Raw genomic sequence first — 26,002 nt, forward strand, 5'->3', positions numbered from 1 at the left:
CTTGGCCGAGCCTAGTAGCTTCAAAGCTGTGATGCCACTGGAAATTCTTGGAACTGCAGCCACCGGACTCGGCGCCGGGCTTGCCCTCATTGTCGCCATCGGCGCCCAAAATGCGTTTGTGCTCCGCCAGGGCATCCGCGGCGAGCATGTGGGGCTTGTGGTCCTGGTCTGCATGCTCAGCGACATCGTGCTCATTGGCGCCGGGATCCTCGGCATCGGGGCCGTGATCACGGCAGTTCCGGCCGTCGTGGTGGTCATCAGGCTGGCCGGCGCGGCGTTTCTGCTGGGGTACGCGGCGCTTGCCGCGAAGCGCGCCTTCCGCCCGGGCGTTCTGACCGCCGGCGGCCGGCAGGGGAGCCTGACCCGCAAGGCCGTGCTCGCCACTGCGCTGACCCTGACCTGGCTGAACCCGCACGTGTACCTGGACACCGTGCTGCTGCTGGGCACCCTGGCCAACCAGCATGGGGAACTGCGCTGGTGGTTTGGTGCCGGCGCCGCACTGGGCAGCGTTGCGTGGTTCAGCGCCCTGGGCTACGGGGCAAGGTTCCTGCGTCCCATCTTTGCCCGGCCCGGCGCGTGGCGCGTGCTCGACGGGCTGATTGCCGCCGTCATGCTTTTCCTGGGCTTGAAAATGGCGCTCGGCGCCTAGATGAAGTCCATCTCCACCTGCAGGAAGGATTCGGCCGATCGCACGGCACCGATGAAAGCCTCTTCCTCCGTGGGGGACTGCTTTGGTGTGCGTGTGAACCACTCGTGCGTGTTCATGTGGACCCGGACCACGCCGCCGCCCGCGGGGGCGTAGTACAGGCCAAAGCGTTGCACGGGCCATTCCGCGGAGGTCTCCAGCCCCACCAGCAACGCGGCACCCAGGGCTGGATTGAACCACTGCGCAATGGGCCGGCGCCTGTCCTCAAAGAAGAGCCCCGCCGCATAGCGGCTCGCCACGGTGGGGCCCATTTCGGCGCAAAGCCGCTCACGCCATATCGGCAGGATCTCCGTGTCATGGCGTTGCCAAACTGCCGGAACCAAAGGCTGGTCGCTGCGTGAGCTCACGCTTAAAGTCTAGCCAGAACCCGGCCAGTTTCCAGAGGCAATTGTGGCCCACTCTCCGGGGTGCCGGCGCAGCCATTCCCGCCCGTGCGCCGGGCCGCCGGAATGCGTCCAAGAAATATTTGAATTAATTTGCCGGATGGGCTGGCGTTTTGGATTGATTGTGTTGTAGGTTGGTAAACAGTTCCGGTGAATTCCCCCGGAATGTCCGCATGCACGTTGAAAGGAGGCCATGATGTTTACAGTAATCAAGACCGAAGTCCATGAGTTCGGCAAGGCCCCTTCCCGGCACGCGAATCAGGCGTCGTAACCGCTTAAGTTACGAACGCCCGGACCTGTCAGGTCGGGCTGGCTTTCCCCTTGATCGTTGGGCCCTGGGTCCGCGCACGGGTGCTGCCGAAATTCATGCACAAAATCATTCGCGCATTTTTGTGCTCTCATAATGCCCTGTTAGGGAATAAACAATGGCTTTATTTGTCGCGCCAAAAAATACAATAATTGCATTCACTAGGTCATTTGGGGAGGTGAAAAAATGAAACAGGAATCGTCTTATCCCGGCCGCTTGTCGGCCGTGAAGAGGGTGTTCTTCGCGCCGGTGGACCAGGAGAAGTTTGAGCGGATGCGGGGAAACCTGCAGCAGGACATGATCCGGGTTGACTTGTTCAACATCCGCTGACCGCCACCCCTTTTTGTGAAAGGAGGTGGCTGCGATGACCATTACTCATCCGCATGGTTCAAGCCACCCGCATGGGAGCGCCGCACATGGTGCCCCGGCCAAACGTGAACAGCCCGCGCTGACCAGCGCGGGCTGTTTCGTTTCCACGGGCATTGCGGCCAATCTCCCGCAGCCGGGCAACAATGGATACCAGGACAAAGAGTTGAAGCCAGAGGAGATGCAATGACCACGCGCCATGTACCCGCAGCCGAGCTGCACCTGCACATTGAAGGCACCCTGGAGCCCGAGCTCATCATGGAACTGGCGGCGCGCAACGGCATTGAGCTGCCGCATGCCTCGCTGGCCGATTTGCGTGCCCAGTACCAGTTCACCGACCTGCAGTCGTTTTTGAACCTGTACTACGCCAACATGTCAGTGCTGCGCACCGAAGCAGACTTCGCGGACATGACCCGCGCCTACCTGGCCCGTGCCTCGGCCGGCGGCGTGCGCCACGCAGAAATCATGTTTGACCCGCAGGCCCATGTGGCCCGCGGGGTCCCGCTGGCCACCGCGGTCAACGGCATTGCCGCCGCCCTGGCCGCCTCCGAGCAGGAATTCGGCATGACCACCGCGCTGATTGCGGCGTTCCTGCGGGACGAGCCAGAACAGTCAGCGCTGGAGATCCTGGAGGACTTGCTGGCCCTGGACGCGCCCATCATTGGCATCGGCCTGGATTCGGCCGAGGTGGGCAACCCTCCGGCCAAATTTGTGCGCCTGTACGAGCGGGCCCGCTCGGCAGGGCTGCGCCTCATCGCCCACGCCGGCGAGGAGGGCCCGCCCAGCTACGTCAGCGACGCGCTGGACCTGCTGGGCGCGGAACGGATCGACCACGGCATCCGCTCCATGGAAGACCCCGCGCTGGTGGCCCGCCTGGCCGCCGAACAGGTGCCGTTGACGGTTTGCCCGCTCTCCAATGTGCGCCTGCGCGCCGTGGACACGCTGGCAGAGCACCCACTGCCGCAGATGCTGGCGGCGGGGCTGAACGTGTGCGTCAACTCCGATGACCCGGCCTATTTTGGCGGCTACGTGGATGACAACTTTGCCGCCCTGGTGGCCGGCTTCGGCTTCGATGCCGACACCGTGGCCACGCTGGCGGCAAACTCAATCCGCTCGTCCTTTGCTGGCGCGGACCGCAAGGCGGCCCTGCTGGCCGAACTCGGCGAGTGGCGCACGCAGCAGGGCTGATGTTGCCCTACTCGCAGCCAACCCCGTCCCCGTCGCGGTCAAACTTGGCCTGGAAGCCGGGATCGCCCGCACGGATCGGCGCAGCACCCGCTGCGCGCACGGCGGCACAGTTGGCGTAGTAAGCGGCGGCTGGAGCTTCCACCAGCGGAGCAACCGGTGCGGCCGGCGGTGCAGGAGGTGCGGCTGCCTCAACCGGGGGAGCCGGGGCAACCGGCGCCACGGGCGGCAGGATGACAGGCTTCACCGGGGCCGGCTCGGCCGGCGTCGTGGCAGGGGCGCCCTGGTTGGTGGGTGCGGGAGTGTCCTTGCACCCGCCCAGCACCTTGGCCATGGCGTCGTGTTCTGCCTGCGTGACCCACAGCTTGTAGGTGGCCTTGACCGAGATCTGCCGGGCAACGTACTGGCAGCGGTAGGCCTTGTTGGGCGGCAGCCACGTGGCGGCGTCGGACGCACCCTTTTGCTGGTTGCTGGGACCGTCCACGGCCAGCAGGTTCAACGGATCGTTTGCCAGGGCCGTGCGTTGTTCCACGGTGAGTTTCTGCGCACCCTTTTGCCAGGCATCGTTGAGTGCCACCACATGGTCGATCTGCACGGCGCTGCTGGTGTCCGGTCCCCGCGCAAAGTCAATTCTTGAGGCCGTGTAGGGATCATCCAGGACGCCCGTGAGCACCACACAGTCCCGCGTGCCGGGCTTGAAGGTCTTGGCGTCCAGGTCCCGGTCCAGGATGTCGTTGCGGGTGTCGCAGCCATTCCTGTCCACGTCCGCCCACGCCTGGCCGAATTCCTCACGGCTGTACCCGGTTTTTGGTGCCCGGCCCTTGATGGGCAGCCCGGCCAAAACCTCCAGTGCCGTGGATGCGTAGTCAGGCTGCACGTTGCCAGCCAGGCTGGCATTCCCGGGGTCCGGAACCCCATCGCCGTCCAGCGGTGCGGTGTCCAGGTCCGTGGGCTCCTGGGTGGCCCGGGCCGTTGCAGCGGCCGTGGACGACGGCGGCACCTCCTTCGCTGCCGAGGCGCCGCCGCACGCCGTGGCCGTGAAGAGGACTGTGGCGAGCACGGAGCCCATGATGAATTCGGCTGCCCCGATGGTGCGGGCAGGGCGTGGTGCAGGCAAGGCGTAGTTCTCCCCGGGTGGGTGGTGTTCGGATGCCCTCAAGCCTACCTGCGGGCACTGACACGGGCCCCTCCGGCCGTTCCGGCAGGGCCCGGCAGCGCTCAGATCCGGGTTGCCAGCAGCAGCACCGCCTGTTCGGGGTGAATGACCGGCATGGCGATGCCCACCCCTGCGAGGAAGGCGCCGCCCAGTTCGATGCTGCCAGTTGACCTTGAATCCCACCATGCCGGGATGCCCTGGACGTAGCCGGACCCGCCGTCGGGAAACAGGGGTTCGATCCGGTAGGAGGCGGCCGGGTCCAGGCCAGGAAGACGGACCCGGCCGGGGTTGGACACCACGCCCCGGGCGAGCGAAACGTAGGAGTAGACGGCTTGGGCGCCGTCGGCGGAAACCACCCCGTGCAGGGCCAGCGAGCCGTCCGGGTGGTCCAGCCGGACCACATCGCCGTGGTGGAGGACGCATCGCAGCCTCTTGTGCAGGGCTATCCAGCTGCCAATTTTTTCAAGCTCCTCCCCACTGGCGAGCCGCAAGTCCAGCTCAACCCCCAGGTGCCCGAACATGGCCGTCTGGGCGCGGAATGACAGTGAGTGGGTGCGCCCCGTGACGTGTGAGGTTGCGGACGCCAGGTGGGAGCCCATGAGTTCCGGGGGAACCAGCTGGGTGGTCCACCTGTTCATCATTTGCCTGTCCAGGGGATCGTTGTTGTCCGAAACCCAGATCCTGTCGGTCCGGGCCAGGGCACCCAGGTCAACCCTGCCCCCGCCGGAGGAGCACGACTCAATTTCCAGTCCCGGGTGGCGGCGCTTCAGCTCGTCAACGAGCCGGTAGTAGGCCAGCGTTTGGCTGTGCACGCCGGGGGCACCCGAGGGCTGCGCCCCGGCGTCGACCAGGTCCCTGTTGTGGTCCCACTTGATGTAGGCAATGTTGTATTCGTTCAGGATGGCGTCCATGGCGTTGAGGATGTGTTCCCAGCATTCCTCAATGCCCAGGTTCAGGACCTGCTGGTGGCGGGACTCGACCGGGAGCCGCCCGCCCGTGGCCATGATCCATTCGGGGTGCTCCCTGGCCAGCCCGGAATCCATGTTCACCATTTCCGGTTCAAACCACAGCCCGAACTCCATCCCGAGGGAGTTCACATGGTCCACGAGCCTGTGCAGGCCGCCGGCCCACGCGTCCTGGGACACGGTCCAGTCGCCCAGGCCCGCGCGGTCGCCGCGCCGCCCGCCGAACCAGCCGTCGTCCAGGACGAACCGTTCAACACCGGCCCCGGCGGCACGGCTGGCAAGGTCAAGCAGCCCCTGCTCGTCATGGTCAAAGTACACGGCCTCCCAGGAGTTCAGGGTCACGGGCCGGGGCGTCCTGGGGTGGGTTGCGCGGGCGCGCAGGTGGCGGTGCATGCGCCGGGCCGCATCATCCAGGCCCCGGCCGTAGATGCCGTACACCCACGGGCTCTCATAGCTTTCGCCCTGCCCCAAGCGGACCTCCCCGGGGAGCAGGAGCTCGCCCCCGCCCAGCAGCTGGACGCCGCTGAGCCCGCGCTCCACCTGGTGCACATGGTTGCCGGACCAGGCAGTGTGGATGCCCCACACTTCACCGTCGGCGAAGCCGAAGCCCGGCGTCCCCACGGACAGGATTGTGGCCGCATCCAGCCCGGTGCGTCCGTGGCGGCCCTCGCGGCGGTGGGCGCCGATGGTCACGGGGCGGCGCTGGGGCGCCCGTTCCCCGGCCCAGCGCCCGGCGAAGTCAAGGCTCTCGCTGGCGATGGCGGGGGTGGGCAGGCACAGCAGGAGATCATCGAGCTGGTACGTCCCGGCGGCCAGGTTCACCACCGAAGCCCGGGTCCGCAGGATTCCCTCCGGGGAGAATTCGAGCGTGAGCAGAAGCCGCAGGGCGGCCTGCTCATCCTCCGCCTCGACCTCCAGGCGCCCCGCGCCGCAGTTCACCACCTGCCCGGCGTCCAGCTCGCGGCCATCCAGAAGGATTCGCCCCGTGCGCCACCGTGGCGACCACGCTGTCCCGCCCCGGGAGCCGCCCACCCCGGGGCGGCCCATCCACCCCAATGTGTGTTCGGGCAGGATGGAGATGCGCACCGGCTCATCCACTTCGCTGGCCCCTACGGGCGCGACGCCGGCGAGCCGCAGGGCCCGGTAGGCGCGCTGGTCCAGCGGGCCGCAGTCGGCGCCCCAGTGCACAATCTCCGGCAGGGCATTGGCGCCCAGGTCCACAACCAGGGCAACGCCGGCGGCGCGCATCACGAGGCCAAGCTCGGGCATTTCACTCACAATGGGAGTTCCTTTCGGGGGTTGATTCAGATAGTGTTTACGTCACCATGATGACTGAGACAGAGATTCAGAAGCCGGAACCCGCGGCACATGCGCGAGCCTCCATCAAGGACGTGGCGATACATGCGGGGGTTTCGGCGCAGACCGTCTCCCGCGTGGCCAACCGGGCCACAAATGTGCGGCCCGACACGAGGGACAAGGTGCTGGCCTCCATGAAGGCCCTTGGCTACAGGCCCAACAGCGCCGCCAGGAACCTGAAGTCCGGGCGCTTCCGCAGCATTGGCGTGGTCACCTTCAGCCTCACCACGCTGGGCAATGAACGGACCCTTGACGCCGTTGCCGAGGCGGCATCCACGGCCGGATACACCACAACGCTGCTGCCCGTGCTGGACCCCACCCAATTGGATGTTGCCGGGGCCTTTGGCCGGCTTGAGGAGCAGGCCGTTGACGGCATCATCCTGATCATGTCCGCCGAGGTGGAGTCCCCCGAGAAGCTGCAGCTCACCGCCGGGCTGCCGCTGGTCATCGTGGACTCCGACGGATCCCAGCCCTACAACATTGTTGACACCGACCAGGAGCAGGGCGCCAGGCTGGCCACCCGCCACCTGATCGAATTGGGCCACAAGGACATCCTGCACGTATCCGGGCCCGCCATCTCCTTCTCGGCCAAACGCCGCGCGGAAGCCTATCTGCACACCATGAAGGCCGCCGGGCTGGACGCGCCGCCCGTGCTGCGCGGCGACTGGACCGCCGCCTCCGGGGTTGCGGTGGGCCGCCAAATAGCGGCCGGGGAGCATCCGCCCACGGCGGTTTTCGCCGCCAACGACCAGATGGCGCTGGGCATCATGCATGCCTTCCATGAGCGCGGCTGGCAGGTTCCCGGCGACGTCAGTGTTGTGGGCTTTGACGACGCCGAGGATGCGGCGGCCTACTGGCCGGCCTTGACCACCATCCACCAAAACTTCGGCGAGGTGGGCAAGCGGGCCACGGCCCTGCTGCTGTCCATGATCGACGGCAAGGCGGCCCCGAAAAACAAGCTGATCCCCACGGACCTCGTGGTGCGCAGCAGTACCGGCCCCGTGCGGGGGCAGCTCAGCTCCTGAACCGGGGCCGTGCACAATCCGGGACCCCGGTGCGGGGCGTCGGGTTGCCCCGCGCCCCGCTGGTCCGGGCATCACTCCTCGGTGGGACCGAGGTTTGGCCGTGTGGCGAAACGGGCCACGGCGGCGTCCATTCCCACGGTTTCCAGCACGATGAGCTCGTTGCGGCCTGAGCGCAGCAGCGGGGACGGCACGTGCAGCGTGGTCTGCGGACCGCGGTTCCAGTAGCGCCCCAGGTTGAAGCCGTTGATCCAGGCAACACCCTTGCCCCATCCGGCCGTGTCCAGGAACAGGTCCGCCGCCTCCGGCAGCTCGAAGGTGCCGGAAATGAAGGCTGGGCCGCACACGCCGGTGCCCTGGCCTACTGCGGGGGCCGCGGCCAGTGCCGCCCGGACGGCGTCAAGGTCATCGAGGTCCACTGTTCCAACGCGCCAGCCGGCCAGCGGCGCACCGTTCAGGGTCACCGGTCCCATGAGCCCCTTGGCTTCGCCCAGCCGGGGCCCGTAGTTCACCCCGCCCTGGTCCTCCAGCAGGATTGCCAGTTCCCCCTGCGCAGTGGCAGGCAGCGGCAGGAACCGTTCATGGTGGTCCCGGCTGAGGGTGCCCACGGGGGCGCCGTTGAGGAAGATCTGCGCGCGGTCACGCACCTCCGCGAAGGCCAGCAGGCCCCCGGCGGCAATGGTTGTGGTGTAGCAGGAGTAGCCGCCGGCGGAACTGAACTGGGCCGGCGTCGGAAGTTCATCGAAGTCGCGGGCGCCGGCAAGTGGAAGCTGCCACAGGGGAACGCTGCCCTGCAGCGGCACGACAAAGCTGGGGGCCGGCACCCGCGCGGGCGGGGTCTCCTCGGGCACGGGCGCGTACTTGGCAATGACCTCGCGGAAGCGCCAGAACTTTTCGGTGGGCGTGCCGTCCTCGGCCAGCGGTGCGTCGTAGTCATACGACGTCGCGATGGGCCGGTACGTGCCCTTGTCGTTGGCGCCGGAGGTGAAGCCAAAGTTGCTGCCGCCGTGGAACATGTAGATGTTGACAGAAGCGCCCGCGGCCAGCAGCTCGTCCAGTTCCCGTGCGGATTCGGCCGCGTCTGTGGTGCGGTGGGCCTCGCCCCAGCTGTCGAACCAGCCGCACCAAAATTCGGAGCACATGAGCGGCCCGGTGGGTTGGTGCTTGCGCAGCGTGCCCAGGCGCTGGGTGGAGCGGGAGCCGAACGACGCCGTCCGGTGGAGGCTCGGGAGGCTGCCGTTGCCCAACATTTCCTCCGTGGGCTGGTCCACAGTGGTCAGGGGGACGTCGATCCCGCGCTCGCGCGTCATGTCGGACAGGGCCTGCAGGTAGCCCCTGTCGGAGCCGTAGGCGCCATACTCGTTCTCGATCTGCACCAGGATGACCGGTCCGCCGTGCTGGATCTGGCGGGGGGCCACGATTGTGTACACGGCGTCGAGGTACTCCGCGATCAAGGCCAGGTAGCTGGGGTCGCTGCTGCGCAGCTTCAGCGACGAATCTGCCAGCAGCCACCGCGGCAGGCCGCCGTCGTGCCATTCGGCGCAGATGTAGGGGCCGGGCCGCACAATGGCCTGCATGCCCTCGGCATGGACCAGGTCCAGGAAGCGGCCCAGGTCCAGCTGCCCTGTGGCGTTGAATTCGCCGCGCCGCGGGGCATGCGCGTTCCAGGGAACGTAGGTCTCGATCGTGTTCAGGCCCATGAGACGGGCCTTGTGGATGCGGTCGGCCCACTGCTCCGGGTGGACCCGGAAGTAGTGCAGGGCCCCCGAGAGCACCTGAAATGGCGTGTTGTCCTTGAGGAAGTCTGTCTCACCGATGGCGAAGGAAGGCATCAATGCTCCTGTTGTGTCATTGCACGCGGGGGGGCGGCCCCCGAGGGACGCGCCCCCCCCGCGCGGGGTGGGTGTGGGGGTTGGTGTGCGCTTGTTGGTTCTTGGCCGGGGGGGGGCCTGCCACGGGGGCGGGCCCCCCGCGCGGGCTTGATGGTGGTGCTGTTACTTGTTGACCGTGAATCCCTGTGTGTTGCCGTAGTCGACAAGGGTCTGCTGCCAGTCCACGAGGGCGGCGTTGATGTCGCCCTTGGCGCCCAGCGCCTTGCCCACGGAGTCACCAAAGACGTTGTTGGCGTAGCCCTGGAACGGCAGGTACTGCCATCCCGGAACAACCGACTTGGCAGCTTCAACGCCAACCTGGTTGGCCTTCTGGCCGCCGTAGGCCGGGAATTCCTTGTTCAGCCACTCGGGGTTTTCCATGGTTGCCGTGGAGGACGGGAAGCCGTTGGCCTCAACCACGGTCCGGCCTTCGCCTTCGGCGGCAAACTGCAGCAGGGCCGCGGCCACTGCCTTGTTGGCGCTCTGCTCGGTCACGGCGAGGGAGCTGCCGCCGTTTTCCGCTGTGGCGGGCTTGCCGTCGGCAGTGGGCATCTGGGCAACCTGCCACTTTCCTGTGCCGTAGTCGTCCATGCCGCCGATCATCCATGAACCGATGAGCAGTGTGCCCAGCTTGTCCTGGTTCAGCGCCTTGGTCCATTCATCGGACCAGGTGGCAACGGGGGAGAGCTCATCGGCCTTGAGCAGGGCGCCCCAGTTGTCGGCGAACTTCTTGGTGCCGGAGTCCTGCAGGTTGATGGTGACCTTCTCGCCGTCGGCCTTGAACGGCTGTCCGCCGGATGCCCACATCATGCTGGTGAAGAAGCCTGCGTCGCCGCTGTTGGCGATGTATGCGTCCTTGTCGGTGGCGTGGATCTTCTTGGATGCCGCGGCAAATTCGTCCCACGTCTTGGGTGCCTCGGTGACGCCTGACTTGGCGTAAAGCTCCTTGTTGTAGATCATGACCATGGGGCCGGAATCCAGGGGCAGGCCCACCAGCTTGCCCTGCACGTTGACTGCGTTCCACGTTGAATCGCTGAAGTTGGCCTTGAACTTGTCCAGGCCATACGGGGTCATGTCCGCCAGTGCCTTGCCCAGGGTGAGCTGGGGGAGGGTCTGGTATTCGACGGGGACAATGTCGGGGGCGCCCTTGCCCGCCTTGACGGCGTTTTGCAGCTTCGTCACCACGGCGTCGGGGTTCTCCAGCTTGACCATGTCGATCTTGATCTTGGGGTACTTCTTCATGAATGCATCGGCCAGCGGCTGGTTGCCGTCGCTCCAGGTCCACCATGTCAGCGTGGTTTCCTTTTGCACTGCCGCGTCAATGTCGGCCTGGCTGACGGCGGCCTGGCCCGATCCGGCGTCATTGCCGCTGCTGCATCCAAACAACGTGCCTGCCAGCAGCACTGTGGCGGTGGCTGTGGCGCCAATTCGAAGCCAGCGTGCGGGGGTAACTTTTTTCATGGTGGTTCCTTTCGCTTGGGACAACTTGTTGGGCGAGCCGGGGTTCCGGCTCATTTCACGCTTCCGGCGGTGAGCCCTGACTGCCAGTAGCGCTGCAGGTACAGGAAGGCCGCGGAGATCGGTATTACGGTCAGGAGGGACCCGGCGATGACCAGGTGGGGGATGGGCACGCCGCCCACGGAGCTGTCTGCTGCCGCCCACTGGTTCAGGCCCAGGGTGAGTGGGTACCACTTGGGGTCGCTGAGCATGATCAGTGGCAGGAAGTAGTTGTTCCAGGTGGCCACCACGGCAAACATCAGCACTGTGATGAGCGCCGGTGCCAGCTGCCGCAGCGAAATGGAGAAGAAGATGCGGATCTCGCCGGCGCCGTCGATCCGGGCCGCCTCGATCAACTCGTCGGGAATGGCCTGGGAGGCGTAGGCCCACACCAGGTACAGGCCGAAGGCGCTGACCATGGACGGGATGATGACAGACCACGGTGTGTTGGTGATGCCCATTCCGCTGAAGAGCAGGAACTGCGGCACCGCCAGGACCGAGCCGGGGATGGCCAGTGCGCCCAGGATGATGGCAAACACCGCCCGTCGGCCCGGAAACTTGTACTTGGCCAGGCCGTAGCCTGCCAGCGCCGCCAGGACAGTGGCACCACCGGCGCCAACCACCACGTACATGACGGTGTTCAGGAACCAGCGGACAAAGATGCCGTCCCCGTGGGTGAGGACCTGCCCGATGTTGTCGAACAAGGCGAAAGGGCCGCTGAACCAGAACGCAAAGGAGTTGTACAGGTGTTCCTTGGTCTTGCTGGCGTTGACCAGCAGCCAGAACAGCGGCACCAGGCAGTAGAGCAGCATCAGGGTCATCAGCACGGTGAGCGTTATGGATGCCCGCTGGTGCCGCGGGCTGACCTTCTTGGCGGTCTTGTTCCGGGCGCGTCCGGCGTTGGCCATCCGGCCGCTGGCGAGCCGGCTGGGGGTGCGACGGCGCTCGGCCGGCGTGGGCTTCTCGGTCACGGTTGCGCTCATTTCCTGTTCCCGACTATTTGTGCGGCGTAGGCAACAACCATGGTGATGACGCCGGAGATGATGGCGATGGCTGCCGCGTAGTTGAACTGCGAGCCCGCGAAGGACAGGTTGAACGCGTACATGTTCGGGGTGAAGTAGCTGGTGATGGCGTTCGGTGCAATGGACTGCATGATGGATGGTTCATTGAACAGCTGGAAGCTGCCGATGATGGAGAACAGGGTGGCAATGAGGATGGCCCCGCGGATCTGGGGCAGCTTGATGCTCCAGATGGTCCGGAAGGTTCCCGCACCGTCAATCTCGGCGGCCTCATACAGTTCCTGGGGAACTGCCTTCAGTGCCGAGAAGAAGATCAGCATGTTGTAGCCCACAAATTCCCACGTGACGATGTTGCCGATGGACACCATGATGAGGTTGGAGGCCAGCGGGGACGGCAGCTCAATGCCGAGGAAGTTGTTGAGGTCGGCCACCATGCCGAACTGCGAGCCGTACATGTAGCCCCAGATCATGACCGCCACGACGCCCGGGACGGCGTAGGGCAGAAAGATTGAGAGCCGGTAGAACGGGACCCAGCGCAGCCTGGCGCTGTCCAGTGCCAGGGCGGCAAACATGGCCAGGAAAAGCATGATGGGCACCTGGATGAGAAGGAAAATCGAGACGCGCAGCGTGGCGTCCCAGAACTTGGGGTCCTTCAGCGCCAGCATGTAGTTCCCGAATCCCACAAAGGCGTTGCCGCCAATGAGGGATTCGCGGAACAGGCTCAGGTAGATGGCATACAGCAGGGGGGCAATGAAGACCAGGGTGAAGACGAGCATGAACGGCCCGACGAACCACCAACCCGACCAGTTGCGTTTGTTCTTGCGGAACTCGCCCTTGGCGGGCTGTGCTTCCTTGCTGATCCTCGCACGGATCCGGTCCGCGGTGTGCGAGGAGGAACTGATAGATGCATCTGTCACTTCCGTACCTCCCCGACAACTCCGGAGAATGACTTCCTCGTCATTTGAGCCTCTTCTGTCAAAAAATGTTTGCGTTGCCACCGACTATACGACACGATAATGTTTGCGTAAACAGTCATGCTTCAGAAACTTTATAACGAAAGAGTCACGAATGATCTGCACGCTTCATGTCGTTTTCAAAACGCATCTTGACCTTGGCTTCACGGACTACGCACGCAATGTTACTGATCGGTACATCCACGACTACCTGCCGCGGGCCATTGACCTTGCCCAGGAGCTGGAGCGCCGCGGCGGGCCGGCGCGCTTCCACTGGACCACAGGCTCGTGGCTCATCCACGAGGCGTTCCGGCTGGGCACGGAGCAGGAGCAGGCAAGGCTTGAGGCTGCCATCCGGGACGGCCATGTCAGCTGGCACGGCCTGCCGATGACCACCCACACGGAATTGATGGACCCGGGGCTGGTGCGCCACGGCATTTCCATTGGCAGGCGCCTCGATGCACGGTTCAACCGGCACACCATGGCCGCCAAGATGACTGACGTGCCAGGGCACACCATAGGGCTGGTGCCGCTGCTGGCCGAAGCGGGCCTGGAGTACCTGCACCTGGGGGTCAACGGAGCATCGGCCGTGCCTGACGTTCCCGAATTCTTCATTTGGCGGGCACCGGACGGCAGCGAGGTTGTGGTCAATTACGCCCAGAGTTACGGGGCAACCGAGCTGGGTGCCGCCGTGGCCCCCGGAGGCACCCATGCACTGCACCTGGCCCACACGGGGGACAACTTTGGGCCCCCGCCCATCGAGGACGTTGAGGAGCTGTTTGCGCAGCTGCAGGCCAGCTATCCGGGGGCGGAAATCATTGCCTCCACCCTCGACGCCTTTGCCCATGCCGTGCTGGAAAACCGCGCGGAGCTGCCCGTGGTTGAATCGGAAATTGGCGACTCCTGGATCCACGGCGTGGCCAGCGACCCCGTGCTCACGGCGCGGCTGCGTGCCCTGCTGCGCCTGCGCACACGCTGGTTGGAAACAGGGGAGCTGGTGGCCGGGACGCCCGAGTGCGACGCGTTCAGCGACGGACTGCTGCTGGTCCCGGAGCACACCTGGGGCGAAGACCTCAAGACATTCCTGCCCGACTACGTGAACTACACCAAGGCGGACTTCACGGCGGCCCGTGCGGCGGACACCATTGACCCCTCTGCCAACCCCGCCGACTTCGACGAGTTCGCCTGGGCCTTCTCCGGACACCCCACCCCGCAGGGGCTGGGCTATGCGGCCTTTGAACGGTCATGGGCGGAGCAGCGCGCACATGTGGACCGCGCCGTGGCGGCGCTGTCCCCGGAACGCGCGGAACAGGCCAGGAGGGTGATCGCGGAGTGCTCGCCCTTGCCACACGGCGCCCGCCCTGGCACGCCCTTTGCCGTTGGGCAGGAGCAGGCGCTCGGCGCATACGCGGCGGTTTTCGGGGACGACGGCGCCCTCGTCTCGCTGCTCGATGCGGACGGCGTGCAGTGGGCCGGTCCGGACAACGCGCTGGCCGGCTACCGGCACCAGACCTTTGACGAGCGCGATGAGGCCCGCTGGGTTCAGGAGTACTGCCGGGACATCGAGGAGACGGGCTTCTGGGCCGTGCCCGACCAAAGCAAGCCGGGGTTGAACATCGCGGCCACGCAGCCGGCCACGGTGTTCACCCCCTCCGTGGTGTCCGCCGAGGTGCTCGAGTCCGGCACGGAGTCGGTGGCGCAACTGCGGCTGGCGTTTCCCCCGGAGGCCAGTGAGCTGTGGGGTGCGCCCCGGGACATCCGGCTCAACTACAGCTTCCCCGCGGAGCCCGGCCCCATTGGCATCAGCCTAGAGCTTTGCGGCGCCGACGCCTCCCGTTTGCCGGAGGCCGGCTGGCTCGGCTTCCGCCCGCTGACCGGCCCCGGCACGTGGTCGCTGGGGAAGCTGGGCACCCGGGTGGATCCGCGCGACGTTGTCCGCAACGGCAACCGGAGCCTGCACGCCGTGGCCGAGGTGGCGCACGCGGGCGAACGCAGCTTTGCGTTGCGGCCGCTGGATGCAGCACTTGTGGCTGTTGGCCGTCCGGCGCTGCTGCGCAACGAAAACGCCGTCGCCGAGCCGGAGGACGGATTCCACGTGAACCTGCACAACAATGTTTGGGGAACCAACTTCACCATGTGGCTCGACGACGACCTGCTGTTCCGCTTCAGCCTTGAACTGGGCCAGTGACACCGCCACCCTCAATGACAGGAGAACCATGACCTCAAACCTCGTGACCAGCCCGCCATCCGTCATGGCACCACGCACCGACGGCTTTGAGGCCGTGTGGGGCGTTGGCCGCCTGAGCCGCGGATGGCTCGAGTGGGAGGCGGCGGACGGCAGCCGTGGAACGGCGGGCTCCGACGCCTTCGGCATGGTGCCGCAGGGCGAAAAGGTGCTGCGTGTTCGAGTGGAGGGCTGGCTTCCCGGAGAGGAACGGTCGGTTCGGGCCGTCACCGAGTCCGTGGCCGGCCCTCCCGAACGCCATGAAAGCCCCTGGAAGACGGTGCGGACGCTGGATCCGGAGGCAGCCGGCACGCACTTCGCCGTCTGGAACGACACCCACCAGAACAACGCCACGCTCCGGGCCCTCCACGCCGCCACTCCCGGCGTTGACTTCCTGGTGTGGAACGGGGACCTGTGCAATGACTGGAAGGACGACGGGCAGTTCGTCTCCACCATTTTGAACCCGGCCGGGCAGGACGTCAGTGCCGGCCGCCCGCTGGCCGTGGTGGTGGGCAACCACGACGTCAGGGGAACGTGGGCCTACCAGCTGGGCGACTACGTGGCCACGCCGGAGGACCGGCCGTTCTCGGCGTTCCGCAGCGGACCGGTGGCCTGCATCGTGCTGCACACGGGTGAGGACAAGCCCGACGACCACCCGACGTTTGAGGGGCGGGTGGCCTTTGACCCGCTGCGCGCCGAACAGGCCCAGTGGCTGCGGGAGGTGGCGGCCCGCCCGGAAATCCGGGATGCACCCTACAAGGTGGTCTTCTGCCACATTCCACTGCGCTGGATCGACGAGACCGAGGTGGACTACGGCAACGAAGGTTATGACTGGTTCAGCCGCCGGAGCCGCGACGCATGGGATGCCGCCCTGCAGGAATGGGGCGCCCAGGTGGTTGTCTCGGGCCACACGCACTTCCCGGCCTGGCTGCCGCCCGGCGACACCTTCCCCTACGGCCAGCTGGTGGCTGGGGGGGCCCGACGACGACCCCGCCAGCGAGGAAGCCGCCACGTGGATCGAAGGCATGGCCACGGACCAGTCCCTGGAGCTCACCATGCGCGGGCTCGACGGCGGAGTGGTCCAGCGGCTGTCCTTCGCACCAGGACCGCATGGCTAAGGCGAGCCCCGCGGGATCAGGCGGCGGCTGAAGGGTCCCGCATTGACTGCCAGAGCCAAAAAGATGGCCTCGTGTGGACTCAAATCCTGACATTGTGGAGAGGCCGAGTTCTCCCTGACTCTTCTGGGAAGGTGCAGTTCCTAGCTCGTAGTGTGTTTATGGGCATTGAGTCGTCGTGGTCGCAACCAGCGGGATCCAGTCAACAATTCTCGGATAAGAGTTCTGGAGGACAAGTAGTGAGTTCGCTAAATCATCCCGGATTGATGGCACTCTGTGACGCCCTGGTGGGCGCCGGATTAAGGAAGCGCGCCGGAGAGAGTTTCACAATAGCCTTCGACGACGACGCTCTGGGCTGGCTCGGCCTAAACCGTGCCAGCCGCGCTGGCGAGCCAGGTGAATTGAACATGAATCCTGTGTGTGGTGTACGCATTCAGTCACTGGAACGCACCCTGGCTGAAATTAGGGGCGAAAAATTCCACCAGTACAATCCCCCAACCGTGTGCGAACCATTGCGGTATTTAGTTCCAAAAGAACAGCGGGTGGACTGGATTCTTACTCGTGAAAACACCGAGGGGAATGAGGAGGTCATTGCAAATATCCTGGCGAGCCTAGATGCCTATGGCCTCCCTTATATGCGCAAGAGGGCAAACTTGGAGGCCATGTCCCAGGCGCTAGTGGCCAACGAGGGTCACAAATGGGTGACCTGGTACCGGGCTCCAACCGCCTTGTGGCTTCTCAATCGCAAAGAGGAGGCCCTAGCTGCCATCATGGAACAACTCGCCGGGTTCGGCACTCAAAGAAACCCGGCTTATGACGACTGCCGGGACTTCGCCTCAGCTCTAAAACGGATCATCGCTGAATCGACCTGAACTTTCATGGCATTGAGGCAGCAAAGCTATTCGGCTGCGGCAGCTTGAGGAACTTCCCGCCTCTGCTGTAGAGCGGCGAACTCTGGTCGTACAGTGTGATCAGGCGATGGACGTCTTGGTGGGTGTGGTGTTTTGAAATGCAGGTGCGGCCCGAATCGCGATTCCTGACTAGGAAATATGGGGGACGAAATGGTGAACTCTCGAATGCATCCCGGGGAGGCGTCACTCTGTGAAGCGCTGGTGGGCGCCGGATTCAGGAAGCGTGCCGATGGGATCTTCACCATGGACCTCAACGACGATGCTCTCGGCATTCTCGGACTGAACTACGCAAGCCGAGCCGGCGGACCAGGCGAGTTGAACATGCACCCCATATGTGGTGTGCGCATTCAGTCGCTGGAACGCAACTTGGCTGAGATTACTGGCCGAAAGTTCCACCAGTACGTGCCACCAACGGTTTCAGAACCGCTACGGTATTTGGTTCCAATCGAAAGCCGAATGGACTGGATACTGACTCGCGAAGACCCCGAGACGAATGATGAGGTCATCGCAGACATCCTTGCCAGCCTAAATGCTTATGGTTTGCCTTACATGCGCAAGAGGGTCACTCTAGAGACCATGTCCCAGGCGCTAGTGGCGAAAGAAGGCCACAGATGGCAGACAGTGTTCCGTGCGCCTGTCGCGTTGTGGCTTCTCAACCGTCATGAGGAAGCCCTAAGCGCCATGGAGGTCCAACTCGCCGAAATCGGGAGTCAAGAAAACGCGGCCTATGACAACTATCGGGCCTTCTCGGCGGCCCTGAAACGGCGCATCGCCGAATCGGCTGCCCAACCATAGTTTGATGTCCCGTATGCCGTTGCCCAAACGACGAGAATGAGAACCCAGGCTAAAAGCCACACACCCAGAATCGGGCGTCAATCAAGCCACAAGTGGGAGACACGCCCTAATCGCCCGCCATCGCCCGCAGCGCCGCGAGGTGCCCATCGAAGGCGCGGCGACCCTGCGCGGTGAGTTTGACTGTGGTCGTCTGGCGCGCGTCCGTCCGCTGCGGGGAGGCCTGCTTGCTCGTTGCGAGATAGCCAATTTCGACCAGGTTTCTCACGGTCTTTGACAGGTTTGCCTCGCTGAGCTCCAGCGTCGCGGCAATCGACGCGAAGTCCGCGTCGGCGAGGGGGCGCAGCATCGCACACAGTCGCAGCCGCGTTGGTGCGTGGATCGCTTCGTCAAAACGGGGGTCAGCCCGCACGGCGCACCTCGGCAGCGTACGCGCGGTCATATGCCACGACGATGACCGCGGTGATGACACCCGCGGCCACAGCGAGGGCAACAACCCACCCTGTCAGACCGAACAACGCGAGCTTCATGCTGATCACAAACGAGAAGAAGATGATCAAGAAGAGCGCAACCAGCAACCAGAGCCCGCGAGGACCAGCCGGTCGGGTAATGCCGAGGCCGCTGCGCTTACGAAAGAACACCTCAACGCCGACGAAGATCCCTATGCTGAGGACAAAGGGCAACCACGCCCAGAGCAGCCCGGCCGCGGGTGCCGCGATGACAAGCGCAACACCCAGGCCCTGCGCAGGGGCAGTCCACCACGTCTCGGCCGTTACACGTTCGCCGATCCGGCCGCGGTCAGTGCCGATCGCCTCGAGCGCCTCGCGGGCGGATGCCGGGTCACTCCGATGTTCCAAATGACTTTCCATGCGGTTGAGTCAATCACTTAACTAGCGGTTAATCAACTTCCCGCTCATGGCCGCGGCCGTGAGCATTGTTCCTGGTGTGGCCAACTCGCGGCGTGGCAATTCGGTCAATGGTTGCGCCTGCCTTGGGCGGCGATCATCAACATCCTCGGCCAGAACTTCCCTGGGACAGATGTCGGGCCACTCATCTCAAGCGAGGCAGAACTCATTGCCCTCGACGTCTTGCATGACGAGGCACGACTCGTTGTCGCTGTCGGCTGGCAGGAGCCGTACGCGTTTTGCGCCGAGGGCGACCAGACGTCCACATTCACTCTCCAGCGCAGCCAGGCGTTCGTCGCCCACGAGCCCGGTACCGACCCGTACGTCGAGATGCAGACGGTTCTTGAGGACCTTGCCTTCCGGGACACGTTGGAAGTACAGTCGAGCGCCCGAACCTGAAGGATCCACGCAGGCACACCAAGAGCCTTGATCCCCAGGCGGTTGCGAACGATCGAAGTCATCCCATGTATCGAACCCCTCCTGCGTCGGGAGGACGTACCCCAGTACCTCACACCAGAAACGAGCGACCCGAACGGGCTCAGCACAGTCGAAGGTGACTTGAATCTCCCTAGTCGATGCCATCCCTGCATGCTAGCAGCCAAGGAGTGTCCCGGTCAGGCGGCGGTGACCTCGGCCAGGATCTCGCGCAGCATTTCCTCCCCGGCGAGGATGCCACGAACGGAGGTCAGGCGCAGGTGCGAGGCGGCAAATCCGGCGTCGTGCAGTTCTCCGTGGATGGGGCGGAAGGCCACGTGGGCCAGCTCCAGCATGCCCTGGTCCAGCAGGGAATCGCCGGCGGCAATGACGCTGGCGGCGCCGGTGCGGCGGGCCACCTCGGCCAGGGCGTCGGCCTTGTTGATGGGCGCGGGCACGCAGTACAGCTTGCGGCCCTGGACGGACACGCTCCAACCGGCCTCCGCGCACAGCTCCTCCAGCTCGGCCACGAAGGAGTCCGGCATGAGATCGCGGTCAATGATGGCGTAGGCAAACAGGTCCTCGGCCCGGCGCAGGCGCAGGATCCACGCCGAAAACTCGGGCTTGGAGAGGTGCGCCTCAATGGTTTCCAGCGGGGCGCAGCTCTCCGCCATGAGCGCCGAAAGTTTGGCGTTCCACTGGGCATCCGGCACACCGTGGTGCAGCAGCACGCCGCCGTTGGAGGTGATGGCGTACTCGGGAACCGGTCCGGGCAACTGCACGCGCTCGTACTGCGCCTGCGTGCGCGTGGTGGCGGGGACGAACGTCGCGGACTCCTTGACCGCCCCCAGCAACTGCTGGGCCGCGAGGGTCATGAAGGACAGGGGTGCGCCGTCGTAAACCTCCGCCACGACCATGGCCGGGGCGTCCTTGTCGGCGCCCTCGAGCCAGAGCGCGCTTTTGGAGTAAATGAGCGTGCGGTCCAGGTCGCAGGCAACCAAGGTGGGGGATGTCATGCGTTGGGCACGGCCTTTCCATCGGCGCCGACGGCGCTCTTGTCGAATTGGGGGTGGATCAGGCCAACACAGCTGTAGGGCAATTCCGGCACTTGCTCAACCGGGACACCCCGCTGTTCGGCCAGCAGGAGCACGTGGGCCACGTCGTCCATGGCGTCGGGGTTGACCAGGATGCGCCACGGGACCCGGCGCAGCAGGACCCGGGTGGTTTCGCCGACGCCGGGCTTGACCAGGTTGACGTTGTTGATGCCGTAACCGGTGCTGATGCGCTCAACGGCCTGCCAGCCGGCCCAGGTGGGCTCCGGGGCTTCGGCGTTGTGCGCGGCCACCTGGCGTGCAACCTCGCTGCGGACGTCATCAAAGTGGCCCTCGATGGCTGCCAGGAACTCGTTGGAGACGTCGCTGGGGGCCAGCTCCGAGTAGAACTTGGCGCCGTGGAAATCGTCCGGGCCAATGTGGTCCACGTTGAAAACAGTGCGTGAGACAAGGCCCGAGACCGTGGAATTCAGGCACGCCGAAGGGATCAGGTAGTCCTCCCGGGTGCCGAACATGGACACGCAGTGCCCGGGGTCGGCCAGCACGGCGAGCTCGTCCGGGAAGCGGATCCCGGTCTCCGCGGCAAAGCCGTCCAGGGCCGCGGTCAGCTCGCGGGAGATGGCGCCCTTTCCGGTCCAGCCGTCCACAAACAGGATGCGCTCCGGGTCAAAGTTTTCCGCCAGGTACCGCAGCGCAGTCTTGTCCAAGCCCACACCGCGCACAATGCTCATGGTGAAGTGGGGCAGCTCGATCCCGTGCACGTGGTGCGCCCAGCGCCGCATGAGAATGCCAATGGGGGTTCCGGCACGGGCCAGCGACACCAGGACCGGCTGGTTGTTGCGGGCAGCCAGTGCCAGCTCGGTGACCACGCCGACGGCCGTGGCGATGCGCCGGCCCGCCCGCTCAACCGCCTGCGTGTACAGCTCCTGGTACTCGGCGCTGGGGGAGTACTCCATGGGCAGCGATTCGGCGTAGTTGGCAGCGCCCGACTGGATGGCGTGCTCCCGCTCGGCCGTGGGCGCCTCCAGGGCAAGGTGGCTCAGGTCCTTGAGCAGCCAGGTGACCTCGCCGGCAGCATAGGAGCCGAAATCCGGCCCGGTGAGGGGCGTTGGCAGGGCTGTCTGGCTCATCGGGCATCCTCTGTTTGGCGTGCGGGGTCATTGGCCGGCAGCAAAACCACGACGGCGTCGTCGGCCGCTGAGGCCATCGCCGCCGCCAGCGGCTCCAGCCCGGGGACGGAGCTGGTGGTCACGTCGCTGCTGCCCGTGCCCGGTTCCGGGAACACCAGGATGGTGCCGGGGCGCTGCCCTGCGCCGCTGAGGTTGTAGGCAAAGCGGATGCCCGGGCCGTCGTTGGTGGCGTCGTGGCTGGCGAAGCGCAGGGCCCCGGCAACCGCGTAGCCCGAATCATCCACCGGGACGATGGGGGAGCGGGTGGTGGTGGAGAAGAGCACCGGCGTGCCCGGGAGCAGGTCTTCCAGCGCGCGGGCCACGGCCAGCGGCAGGAACATGTTTTCCTCACAGCCCACCACTGCCACGGGTCCCCGGCAGCCATGTGAGCCCAGGTGGGCGGCCACGTGGGAGGCAATGGCGGCAACGTCTGCGGTGGCCGGCGGTGAGGCGTTGCCAAAACGGTCGCTGCGGACGGGGGCCGTGTCCGCGGCGGAGAGCTCAAGCACGGACAGGCGGCCGGCCAGGGGTGCATCGGCCACATGATCGGGCAGCCCGGAGATGAGGTCCGCGGCGCGGTCCAGGATGCTTTCGCCGAGCTCGATCCGGCCTGTTCCCAGGGCGGTGACCGCAATGCGGCAGCCGAGTTCTTCGGCGAGGGCGTCAAAGCGGGCCCGGTCGGCTGCGCCGCGCAGGTCGATCAGTGCCGCCACGATGTAGACCGGATGCGGCGACAGCGCGTGCAGCTCGCGGATGGTGTTGATGACGGTGGACCCGGTGCTGAACTCGTCGTCCACCAGCACCACGGGGCCGGCGCCGTCGAGCCAATGCGGGTCCGTGGGCACCATGGCGTGCGAGGTCGCGTGCGAATGCCCCTCCTCGAAGCCCGCCACCGGTTCCACACCGGGCGTGGCATGCCGGGTCGAGTGGATGTACCAGGCGCCCAGGGCATTGGCCACGAGCCGGCCCAGGCCCGTGGCCGTCTCTGCATAGCCAATCACGACGGCGCCGGGCACCTGGGTGCGCAGCCCCGCCACCTGCGTGGCGAGGATGTCAATGGCGTCCCGGCGCTGGCCGACTGGCCGCCGCAGGACCTCGCCAAGCTGCGCCGCGGCGGCGGCGACGGCCTCCGCAGTGGGGGCGGCAGCAGCGGCGTCGTGCCCCAGGGCGGCGAGCTCCATGGCAACTATTGCCCCGAGAAGCTCACCGGCGGCGATGACCAGGGCGGGCTCGGTGGGGATGTGTTTGGCCAGCACGGTGGAGACCAGCAGGTGGGCTCGCTTGGGGTTGCGGCGCAGTGCCAGACCAACGAGGTCCTCGACAGGCACAAAGGCCGCCGGGTCGCTGTGGATGGAAACGCCCAGGCGTTCCGAAACAAAATTGCCGTTCCAGGTGCTCATGACATGTTCGCTTCCAGCAGGTCCACGAAGGTGACGTCCGCGGCGGCCACGCCATAGGCTTCGGCGCGCAGCAGGGTGCGGCGGGCCCAGGCCTGGTGCGGCTTCATCTCGTTCATCTTGTTGCCGTAGGGCGACGCCGCGGCACCGCCGTGCTCGTTTCCGGCAATGGCCAGTGCGTCCAGGTACTCCTCGTGGCTGACCACGCTCATGGCGTGCACCAGGGACACATGGGTGGGGTGGATGACTGTCTTGCCGAGCAGGCCGTTGGCCAGGTCCAGCTCAATCTCGCGGATCAGGGTGTCCAGGTTGGCTGTCATGATGCGCCGGCGCAATTCCTGTTCGTGCGGGCCCACGAACGGGGTCAGGCGCAGTTGCGGGCGCAGCACACGCTCGGTGTTGGAGTAGTGCTCCCAGACGGGTCCGGAAATCACGAATCCGCCCTCGGGCCGGCCCAGGACATTGACGATGTCGCCAATGACGTTGGCCACCACGTTGACGTCGTAGATGGTGAGGTCGCGGGAGCGGCGCAGGCCGAAGGCGCTGGACATGTCGGTGGCGCCGATGCGCACCGACAGGATGTCCTGGCGGTTGGCGGCCAACAGCGTGTGGATGTTGGTCAGTGCGGCGGCGCGGGTCTCCACGTGGATCACGGCGGGGGATTCCAGGATGGGCATGACGCGCAGCCTGTGCCGCCCGGGTGTTGCGCCATCCAGGCCGAGCTCGGCCTGGACCATGTGCAGCGCCTCAAGGAATGCGGCGCCGGTGCCGCTCTCGTTGTCGAACTTCGGGATGACAAAGCCAGTCAAAACGGCTGTTGCGTCCCCGGCACGGCGGGCCACCGACAGCATCTGCCCCGGCGTCCGGACCCGGACAAAGAGCAGCGGCAGGTCCTCGCCGCGCTCCGCGAGCGTTGCCAGGGCGGAGACCACGTTCTCTTCGGCCGTGGCAACGTCGGCGTCGGGGATGGAATCCTCCAGGCACAGGACCATGGACACGGCGCCGAGGTCACGCTGGCGCAGCACGTCCTTGACCAGGTCCGGCCGGTTGGCGGGCGTGTACAGGGTGCCACCCAGCGCCACGGCCTGCAGCTCGGGGGCACTGGCTGCCGACAGTTCGGCGGGCAGGCGGTGGAAGAGTGCAGCGGAGGAGGCCGCAGTCAGGGAACGGAAGTGTCGCATGGGCCCTCTTTTATGGTGCTGCCTGGGTGGTGTGGACGGTGGCGCCTAGCGCCCGTAGGCGGACGACGGCGCCTGGTGGGTCATGGTGAAGTCGAACTCCTGCCAAATCTGCTGGTCCTGCCAGTCCCGCGGGACGGGTTCGGCACGCAGCTCCAGGACATTGCCGATCCGGTGAACCAGCAGGACAATCTGCGCCCCGTCGGCCGCCGGCGGCAGGGCCACGGTGTCGCCGGAGAACAGCCGCACGCCCATGGCTGCGCTGCTGCGGTTGATGAAGATGGCCCGCCGCAGCTCGCGCACATGGCGCAGTGTGATGAGCGCATCCCGGCCGTGGTAGCCCACCAGCTCGCGGTTGCCGCTGGTCATGACGGGAGTGCCGGCCTTGTGTCCGTCCACGGTTTGGCCGCCGGTCACACGCCGCACACTTTCCCAGGCTGCCGCCGTGCTGCCGCTGACCACCAGCGTGCCCACGGCCGACTGCAGCGGTGTCAGCCGCAGGAGGCGCTGCACCAGGTTCAGCTCGTAGACGTCCTCGATCCGCGGGGCGGGGAACAGCAGTCCCACCTCGTGGTCCTCGCGCTTGGATTTCTCGCGCTGGGCCGCCAGCATGCGGGCCCGGGGGTTGCTTGACGACGCCGGGGCGCCGCCGCCCAGGACGAGCCCCGCCGTGGGTGCCGCCTGGCTTGGGCGTGATTGTGGCATGGCGGCAGCGGGCTGGGCTGAGGCCGGGCGGCCCAGCGTGAGCCCGGATGAAGGTGCAGCGGCAGGGGCTGTTGTCGGGGCGGACGGCCGGCCCAGGCTGAGGCCGGCCGAGGGGGCCGGCGAAGCAGCGGCAGGGGCCTGTGCAGCGGAGGGTTGCACCGCGGCGGGCTGGGCGCTGCCGGGCTTGATGCGGCGGCGCAAAAAGACCAGGTCGGTTCGGGGCGAGGTGGAATGGTTCACGGGGTGCCTAGAGGCTGATTCCGTAGTCCTTGGCCACGCCGGCCAGACCCGTGCGGTAGCCCTGGCCCAGTGCGCGGAACTTCCAGTCGTCCCGGTGCCGGTACAGCTCGCCAAAGATCATGGCCGTGACAGCTTCCAGGCCTGTGGTGGCGAGGTCGAAGCGGACCAGCTCGCGGTTCTCGGCCGTGGCCACGCGGATGTGTGCGCTGCGCACGGAACCAAAGGTGCCCTGGCCGCGGAACTCGGGGTCCACATAGGCCAGGAAGATGATCTTGGAAATTTCGGCCGGGACACGGGCCAGGTCCACGTCAATTTGTTCCTGGTCGGCATCGCCCACAAAGGTCACGGATGCGTCGGCGCTGACCAGCTGGTTGAAGAACACCAGGTGCTCATTAGACACGGCCTGGCCGCCGGCGTCGCACATCACCGCGAACGGGACAAGCTCTGCCTGGGGGCCGTTGCTGGGAATGATGTCCCAGCCCATGCCCACCACCACGTGGTCGAGGCCGGGGTTCTCGGCGGTCAGGGCGGCATTGGCCCCTGCCACTAGTGTTGCCAAGACTGGCCCTCCAAACGCAATGGGTCCCTTTCAGATGGTGGTTGTTGAAGTTGCAGGGCAGCGTCCTGGGCGGAGAACTTGTCCGCCAGGAAGCGCCCGTGCGTGGAGAGTTCCTCCACGGCTCCGATGCGGATCTGGTTGAGCAGGTCCGCCAAGGTCTGTTCGAGGGTGGCCAGCTGCTCCGCGAACAGGAAGGTCGCCGCGGCCTCCTCGTCGTGGTGTGCCTCCGGCAGCGCCAGGTAGGCCTGCAGCGGCGTGGGCACGTAGCTGCAGATCATGGCGTTGAGCAGCACGCGCTGTTCCGTGGAACAGCCGCGGATGGCGATGTCCGCGACGGCGTCGCGCATGAGGTCGCCCAGCTGTCGCAGCTGGGACGACAACAGCGGGGGCAGGCGGCTGCCGGAACGGCGCACGGACGCACGCAGCGCGTCCACGGAGACGCCCATCTGGGCGATCTCCTCCGCAATCGGGTCAACGGCGGGGCGGTCGGGCACCTGAGGTGCCCCGCCGCCGCCAAACCTGCCCCCCACAAAACGGCCAATCATCGCATTCCCT

Annotated in this window: 25 protein-coding genes; 8 read left to right on the top strand and 17 right to left on the bottom strand. The window is 66.0% G+C overall.

Annotated elements, in window-relative coordinates:
* The first annotated feature begins 31 nt into the window (after positions 1–31).
* Positions 32–649, top strand: coding sequence for a LysE/ArgO family amino acid transporter (locus PCK14_RS06800; RefSeq protein WP_269937707.1), 618 nt, complete (start codon positions 32–34; stop codon positions 647–649).
* Here the strand turns inward: PCK14_RS06800 and PCK14_RS06805 are convergent.
* A complete protein-coding gene (locus PCK14_RS06805) occupies positions 646–1,053 on the bottom strand; it encodes a hypothetical protein (protein WP_269937708.1) in 408 nt (135 codons plus the stop codon). The two genes, PCK14_RS06800 and PCK14_RS06805, sit on opposite strands and share 4 nt — an antisense overlap.
* 529 nt (positions 1,054–1,582) lie before the next feature.
* Between PCK14_RS06805 and PCK14_RS06810 the strand changes: the two genes are divergently transcribed.
* Genes PCK14_RS06810 through PCK14_RS06820 form a run of 3 tightly spaced genes read left to right on the top strand, consistent with a single transcriptional unit; the run spans position 1,583 to position 2,950 of the window.
* A complete protein-coding gene (locus PCK14_RS06810) occupies positions 1,583–1,726 on the top strand; it encodes a hypothetical protein (protein ID WP_269937709.1) in 144 nt (47 codons plus the stop codon).
* A gap of 34 nt (positions 1,727–1,760) precedes the next feature.
* The gene (locus PCK14_RS06815; protein WP_269937710.1) at positions 1,761–1,952 is read left to right on the top strand and encodes a hypothetical protein; all 192 of its coding nucleotides are present in this window, start codon (positions 1,761–1,763) and stop codon (positions 1,950–1,952) included.
* Positions 1,949–2,950, top strand: a complete 1,002-nt coding sequence (locus PCK14_RS06820) for an adenosine deaminase (RefSeq protein WP_269937711.1) — start codon at positions 1,949–1,951, stop codon at positions 2,948–2,950. Before PCK14_RS06815 ends, PCK14_RS06820 begins: the two co-directional genes overlap by 4 nt.
* A gap of 7 nt (positions 2,951–2,957) precedes the next feature.
* On the opposite strand, the gene PCK14_RS06825 is transcribed toward PCK14_RS06820, so the two are convergent.
* Both PCK14_RS06825 and PCK14_RS06830 read right to left on the bottom strand, forming a co-directional pair.
* Positions 2,958–4,064, bottom strand: coding sequence for a GmrSD restriction endonuclease domain-containing protein (locus tag PCK14_RS06825; protein ID WP_333474348.1), 1,107 nt, complete (start codon positions 4,062–4,064; stop codon positions 2,958–2,960).
* A gap of 101 nt (positions 4,065–4,165) precedes the next feature.
* The gene (locus PCK14_RS06830; protein ID WP_269937860.1) at positions 4,166–6,337 is read right to left on the bottom strand and encodes an alpha-galactosidase; all 2,172 of its coding nucleotides are present in this window, start codon (positions 6,335–6,337) and stop codon (positions 4,166–4,168) included.
* Positions 6,338–6,393: 56 nt separating this feature from the next.
* On the opposite strand from PCK14_RS06830, the gene PCK14_RS06835 reads away from it, so the two are divergent.
* Complete coding sequence (locus PCK14_RS06835) at positions 6,394–7,449, top strand: LacI family DNA-binding transcriptional regulator (protein ID WP_269937712.1); 1,056 nt, start codon at positions 6,394–6,396, stop codon at positions 7,447–7,449.
* A 71-nt stretch (positions 7,450–7,520) separates the two neighbouring features.
* Here PCK14_RS06835 and PCK14_RS06840 read toward each other — a convergent pair whose 3' ends face one another.
* From PCK14_RS06840 to PCK14_RS06855, 4 genes are all read right to left on the bottom strand, one after another.
* Entirely contained in the window at positions 7,521–9,278 is a 1,758-nt protein-coding gene (locus PCK14_RS06840) for a glycoside hydrolase family 35 protein (protein ID WP_269937713.1), read from the bottom strand.
* Positions 9,279–9,440: 162 nt separating this feature from the next.
* Complete coding sequence (locus PCK14_RS06845) at positions 9,441–10,778, bottom strand: ABC transporter substrate-binding protein (RefSeq protein ID WP_269937714.1); 1,338 nt, start codon at positions 10,776–10,778, stop codon at positions 9,441–9,443.
* A 50-nt stretch (positions 10,779–10,828) separates the two neighbouring features.
* The gene (locus tag PCK14_RS06850) at positions 10,829–11,797 is read right to left on the bottom strand and encodes a carbohydrate ABC transporter permease (protein WP_269937715.1); all 969 of its coding nucleotides are present in this window, start codon (positions 11,795–11,797) and stop codon (positions 10,829–10,831) included.
* Positions 11,794–12,750, bottom strand: coding sequence for a carbohydrate ABC transporter permease (locus tag PCK14_RS06855; RefSeq protein ID WP_442864676.1), 957 nt, complete (start codon positions 12,748–12,750; stop codon positions 11,794–11,796). The genes PCK14_RS06850 and PCK14_RS06855 overlap by 4 nt, the downstream gene beginning before the upstream one ends.
* Before the next feature lie 151 nt (positions 12,751–12,901).
* Between PCK14_RS06855 and PCK14_RS06860 the strand changes: the two genes are divergently transcribed.
* From PCK14_RS06860 to PCK14_RS06870, 3 genes are all read left to right on the top strand, one after another.
* Positions 12,902–14,974: a DUF5054 domain-containing protein gene (locus tag PCK14_RS06860; protein ID WP_269937716.1), complete on the top strand. Its 2,073-nt coding sequence runs from the start codon at positions 12,902–12,904 to the stop codon at positions 14,972–14,974.
* Positions 14,975–15,002: 28 nt separating this feature from the next.
* Positions 15,003–16,997 carry a metallophosphoesterase family protein gene (locus PCK14_RS06865; protein WP_269937717.1) on the top strand — a complete coding sequence of 665 codons (1,995 nt, stop codon included), beginning with the start codon at positions 15,003–15,005 and terminating at the stop codon, positions 16,995–16,997.
* Positions 16,998–17,279: 282 nt separating this feature from the next.
* Entirely contained in the window at positions 17,280–17,831 is a 552-nt protein-coding gene (locus PCK14_RS06870; protein ID WP_269937718.1) for a hypothetical protein, read from the top strand.
* A gap of 106 nt (positions 17,832–17,937) precedes the next feature.
* On the opposite strand, the gene PCK14_RS06875 is transcribed toward PCK14_RS06870, so the two are convergent.
* The 10 genes from PCK14_RS06875 to PCK14_RS06920 all read right to left on the bottom strand — a co-directional run bounded on the left by PCK14_RS06875 (position 17,938) and on the right by PCK14_RS06920 (position 25,992).
* Positions 17,938–18,240, bottom strand: a complete 303-nt coding sequence (locus PCK14_RS06875) for a transcriptional regulator (RefSeq protein WP_269937719.1) — start codon at positions 18,238–18,240, stop codon at positions 17,938–17,940.
* A complete protein-coding gene (locus PCK14_RS06880) occupies positions 18,230–18,697 on the bottom strand; it encodes a hypothetical protein (RefSeq protein ID WP_269937720.1) in 468 nt (155 codons plus the stop codon). Before PCK14_RS06880 ends, PCK14_RS06875 begins: the two co-directional genes overlap by 11 nt.
* 186 nt (positions 18,698–18,883) lie before the next feature.
* Positions 18,884–19,315 (bottom strand): VOC family protein, encoded by a 432-nt coding sequence (locus PCK14_RS06885; protein ID WP_269937721.1) that lies wholly within the window; start codon positions 19,313–19,315, stop codon positions 18,884–18,886.
* 32 nt (positions 19,316–19,347) lie between these two features.
* Positions 19,348–20,163, bottom strand: a complete 816-nt coding sequence (locus tag PCK14_RS06890) for an HAD family hydrolase (protein WP_269937722.1) — start codon at positions 20,161–20,163, stop codon at positions 19,348–19,350.
* Complete coding sequence (locus tag PCK14_RS06895) at positions 20,160–21,329, bottom strand: cysteine protease StiP family protein (RefSeq protein ID WP_269937723.1); 1,170 nt, start codon at positions 21,327–21,329, stop codon at positions 20,160–20,162. Before PCK14_RS06895 ends, PCK14_RS06890 begins: the two co-directional genes overlap by 4 nt.
* Positions 21,326–22,768 (bottom strand): phosphoribosyltransferase domain-containing protein, encoded by a 1,443-nt coding sequence (locus tag PCK14_RS06900; RefSeq protein WP_269937724.1) that lies wholly within the window; start codon positions 22,766–22,768, stop codon positions 21,326–21,328. Before PCK14_RS06900 ends, PCK14_RS06895 begins: the two co-directional genes overlap by 4 nt.
* Positions 22,765–23,946, bottom strand: a complete 1,182-nt coding sequence (locus PCK14_RS06905; RefSeq protein ID WP_269937725.1) for an HpcH/HpaI aldolase/citrate lyase family protein — start codon at positions 23,944–23,946, stop codon at positions 22,765–22,767. The genes PCK14_RS06900 and PCK14_RS06905 overlap by 4 nt, the downstream gene beginning before the upstream one ends.
* A gap of 45 nt (positions 23,947–23,991) precedes the next feature.
* Positions 23,992–24,888 (bottom strand): hypothetical protein, encoded by an 897-nt coding sequence (locus PCK14_RS06910; RefSeq protein ID WP_269937726.1) that lies wholly within the window; start codon positions 24,886–24,888, stop codon positions 23,992–23,994.
* A 7-nt stretch (positions 24,889–24,895) separates the two neighbouring features.
* Entirely contained in the window at positions 24,896–25,447 is a 552-nt protein-coding gene (locus PCK14_RS06915) for a TerD family protein (protein ID WP_269937727.1), read from the bottom strand.
* Positions 25,435–25,992: a hypothetical protein gene (locus PCK14_RS06920; protein WP_269937728.1), complete on the bottom strand. Its 558-nt coding sequence runs from the start codon at positions 25,990–25,992 to the stop codon at positions 25,435–25,437. The genes PCK14_RS06915 and PCK14_RS06920 overlap by 13 nt, the downstream gene beginning before the upstream one ends.
* Between the last annotated feature and the right edge of the window lie 10 nt (positions 25,993–26,002).

Source organism: Arthrobacter sp. HY1533 (assembly GCF_027568515.1).
Lineage (GTDB): Bacteria > Actinomycetota > Actinomycetes > Actinomycetales > Micrococcaceae > Specibacter.

Bases quoted from the DNA above. Each gene is read 5' to 3' on its own strand.
- PCK14_RS06890 (WP_269937722.1), bottom strand. From the start codon at position 20,163: ATGACATCCCCCACCTTGGTTGCCTGCGACCTGGACCGCACGCTCATT.
- PCK14_RS06800 (WP_269937707.1), top strand. From the start codon at position 32: ATGCCACTGGAAATTCTTGGAACTGCAGCCACCGGACTCGGCGCCGGG.
- PCK14_RS06830 (WP_269937860.1), bottom strand. From the start codon at position 6,337: ATGCCCGAGCTTGGCCTCGTGATGCGCGCCGCCGGCGTTGCCCTGGTT.
- PCK14_RS06885 (WP_269937721.1), bottom strand. From the start codon at position 19,315: ATGGCATCGACTAGGGAGATTCAAGTCACCTTCGACTGTGCTGAGCCC.
- PCK14_RS06845 (WP_269937714.1), bottom strand. From the start codon at position 10,778: ATGAAAAAAGTTACCCCCGCACGCTGGCTTCGAATTGGCGCCACAGCC.
- PCK14_RS06895 (WP_269937723.1), bottom strand. From the start codon at position 21,329: ATGAGCCAGACAGCCCTGCCAACGCCCCTCACCGGGCCGGATTTCGGC.
- PCK14_RS06850 (WP_269937715.1), bottom strand. From the start codon at position 11,797: ATGAGCGCAACCGTGACCGAGAAGCCCACGCCGGCCGAGCGCCGTCGC.
- PCK14_RS06810 (WP_269937709.1), top strand. From the start codon at position 1,583: ATGAAACAGGAATCGTCTTATCCCGGCCGCTTGTCGGCCGTGAAGAGG.
- PCK14_RS06865 (WP_269937717.1), top strand. From the start codon at position 15,003: ATGACCTCAAACCTCGTGACCAGCCCGCCATCCGTCATGGCACCACGC.
- PCK14_RS06835 (WP_269937712.1), top strand. From the start codon at position 6,394: ATGATGACTGAGACAGAGATTCAGAAGCCGGAACCCGCGGCACATGCG.
- PCK14_RS06920 (WP_269937728.1), bottom strand. From the start codon at position 25,992: ATGATTGGCCGTTTTGTGGGGGGCAGGTTTGGCGGCGGCGGGGCACCT.
- PCK14_RS06820 (WP_269937711.1), top strand. From the start codon at position 1,949: ATGACCACGCGCCATGTACCCGCAGCCGAGCTGCACCTGCACATTGAA.
- PCK14_RS06840 (WP_269937713.1), bottom strand. From the start codon at position 9,278: ATGCCTTCCTTCGCCATCGGTGAGACAGACTTCCTCAAGGACAACACG.
- PCK14_RS06815 (WP_269937710.1), top strand. From the start codon at position 1,761: ATGACCATTACTCATCCGCATGGTTCAAGCCACCCGCATGGGAGCGCC.
- PCK14_RS06905 (WP_269937725.1), bottom strand. From the start codon at position 23,946: ATGCGACACTTCCGTTCCCTGACTGCGGCCTCCTCCGCTGCACTCTTC.
- PCK14_RS06870 (WP_269937718.1), top strand. From the start codon at position 17,280: ATGGACCTCAACGACGATGCTCTCGGCATTCTCGGACTGAACTACGCA.
- PCK14_RS06880 (WP_269937720.1), bottom strand. From the start codon at position 18,697: ATGGAAAGTCATTTGGAACATCGGAGTGACCCGGCATCCGCCCGCGAG.
- PCK14_RS06900 (WP_269937724.1), bottom strand. From the start codon at position 22,768: ATGAGCACCTGGAACGGCAATTTTGTTTCGGAACGCCTGGGCGTTTCC.
- PCK14_RS06860 (WP_269937716.1), top strand. From the start codon at position 12,902: ATGATCTGCACGCTTCATGTCGTTTTCAAAACGCATCTTGACCTTGGC.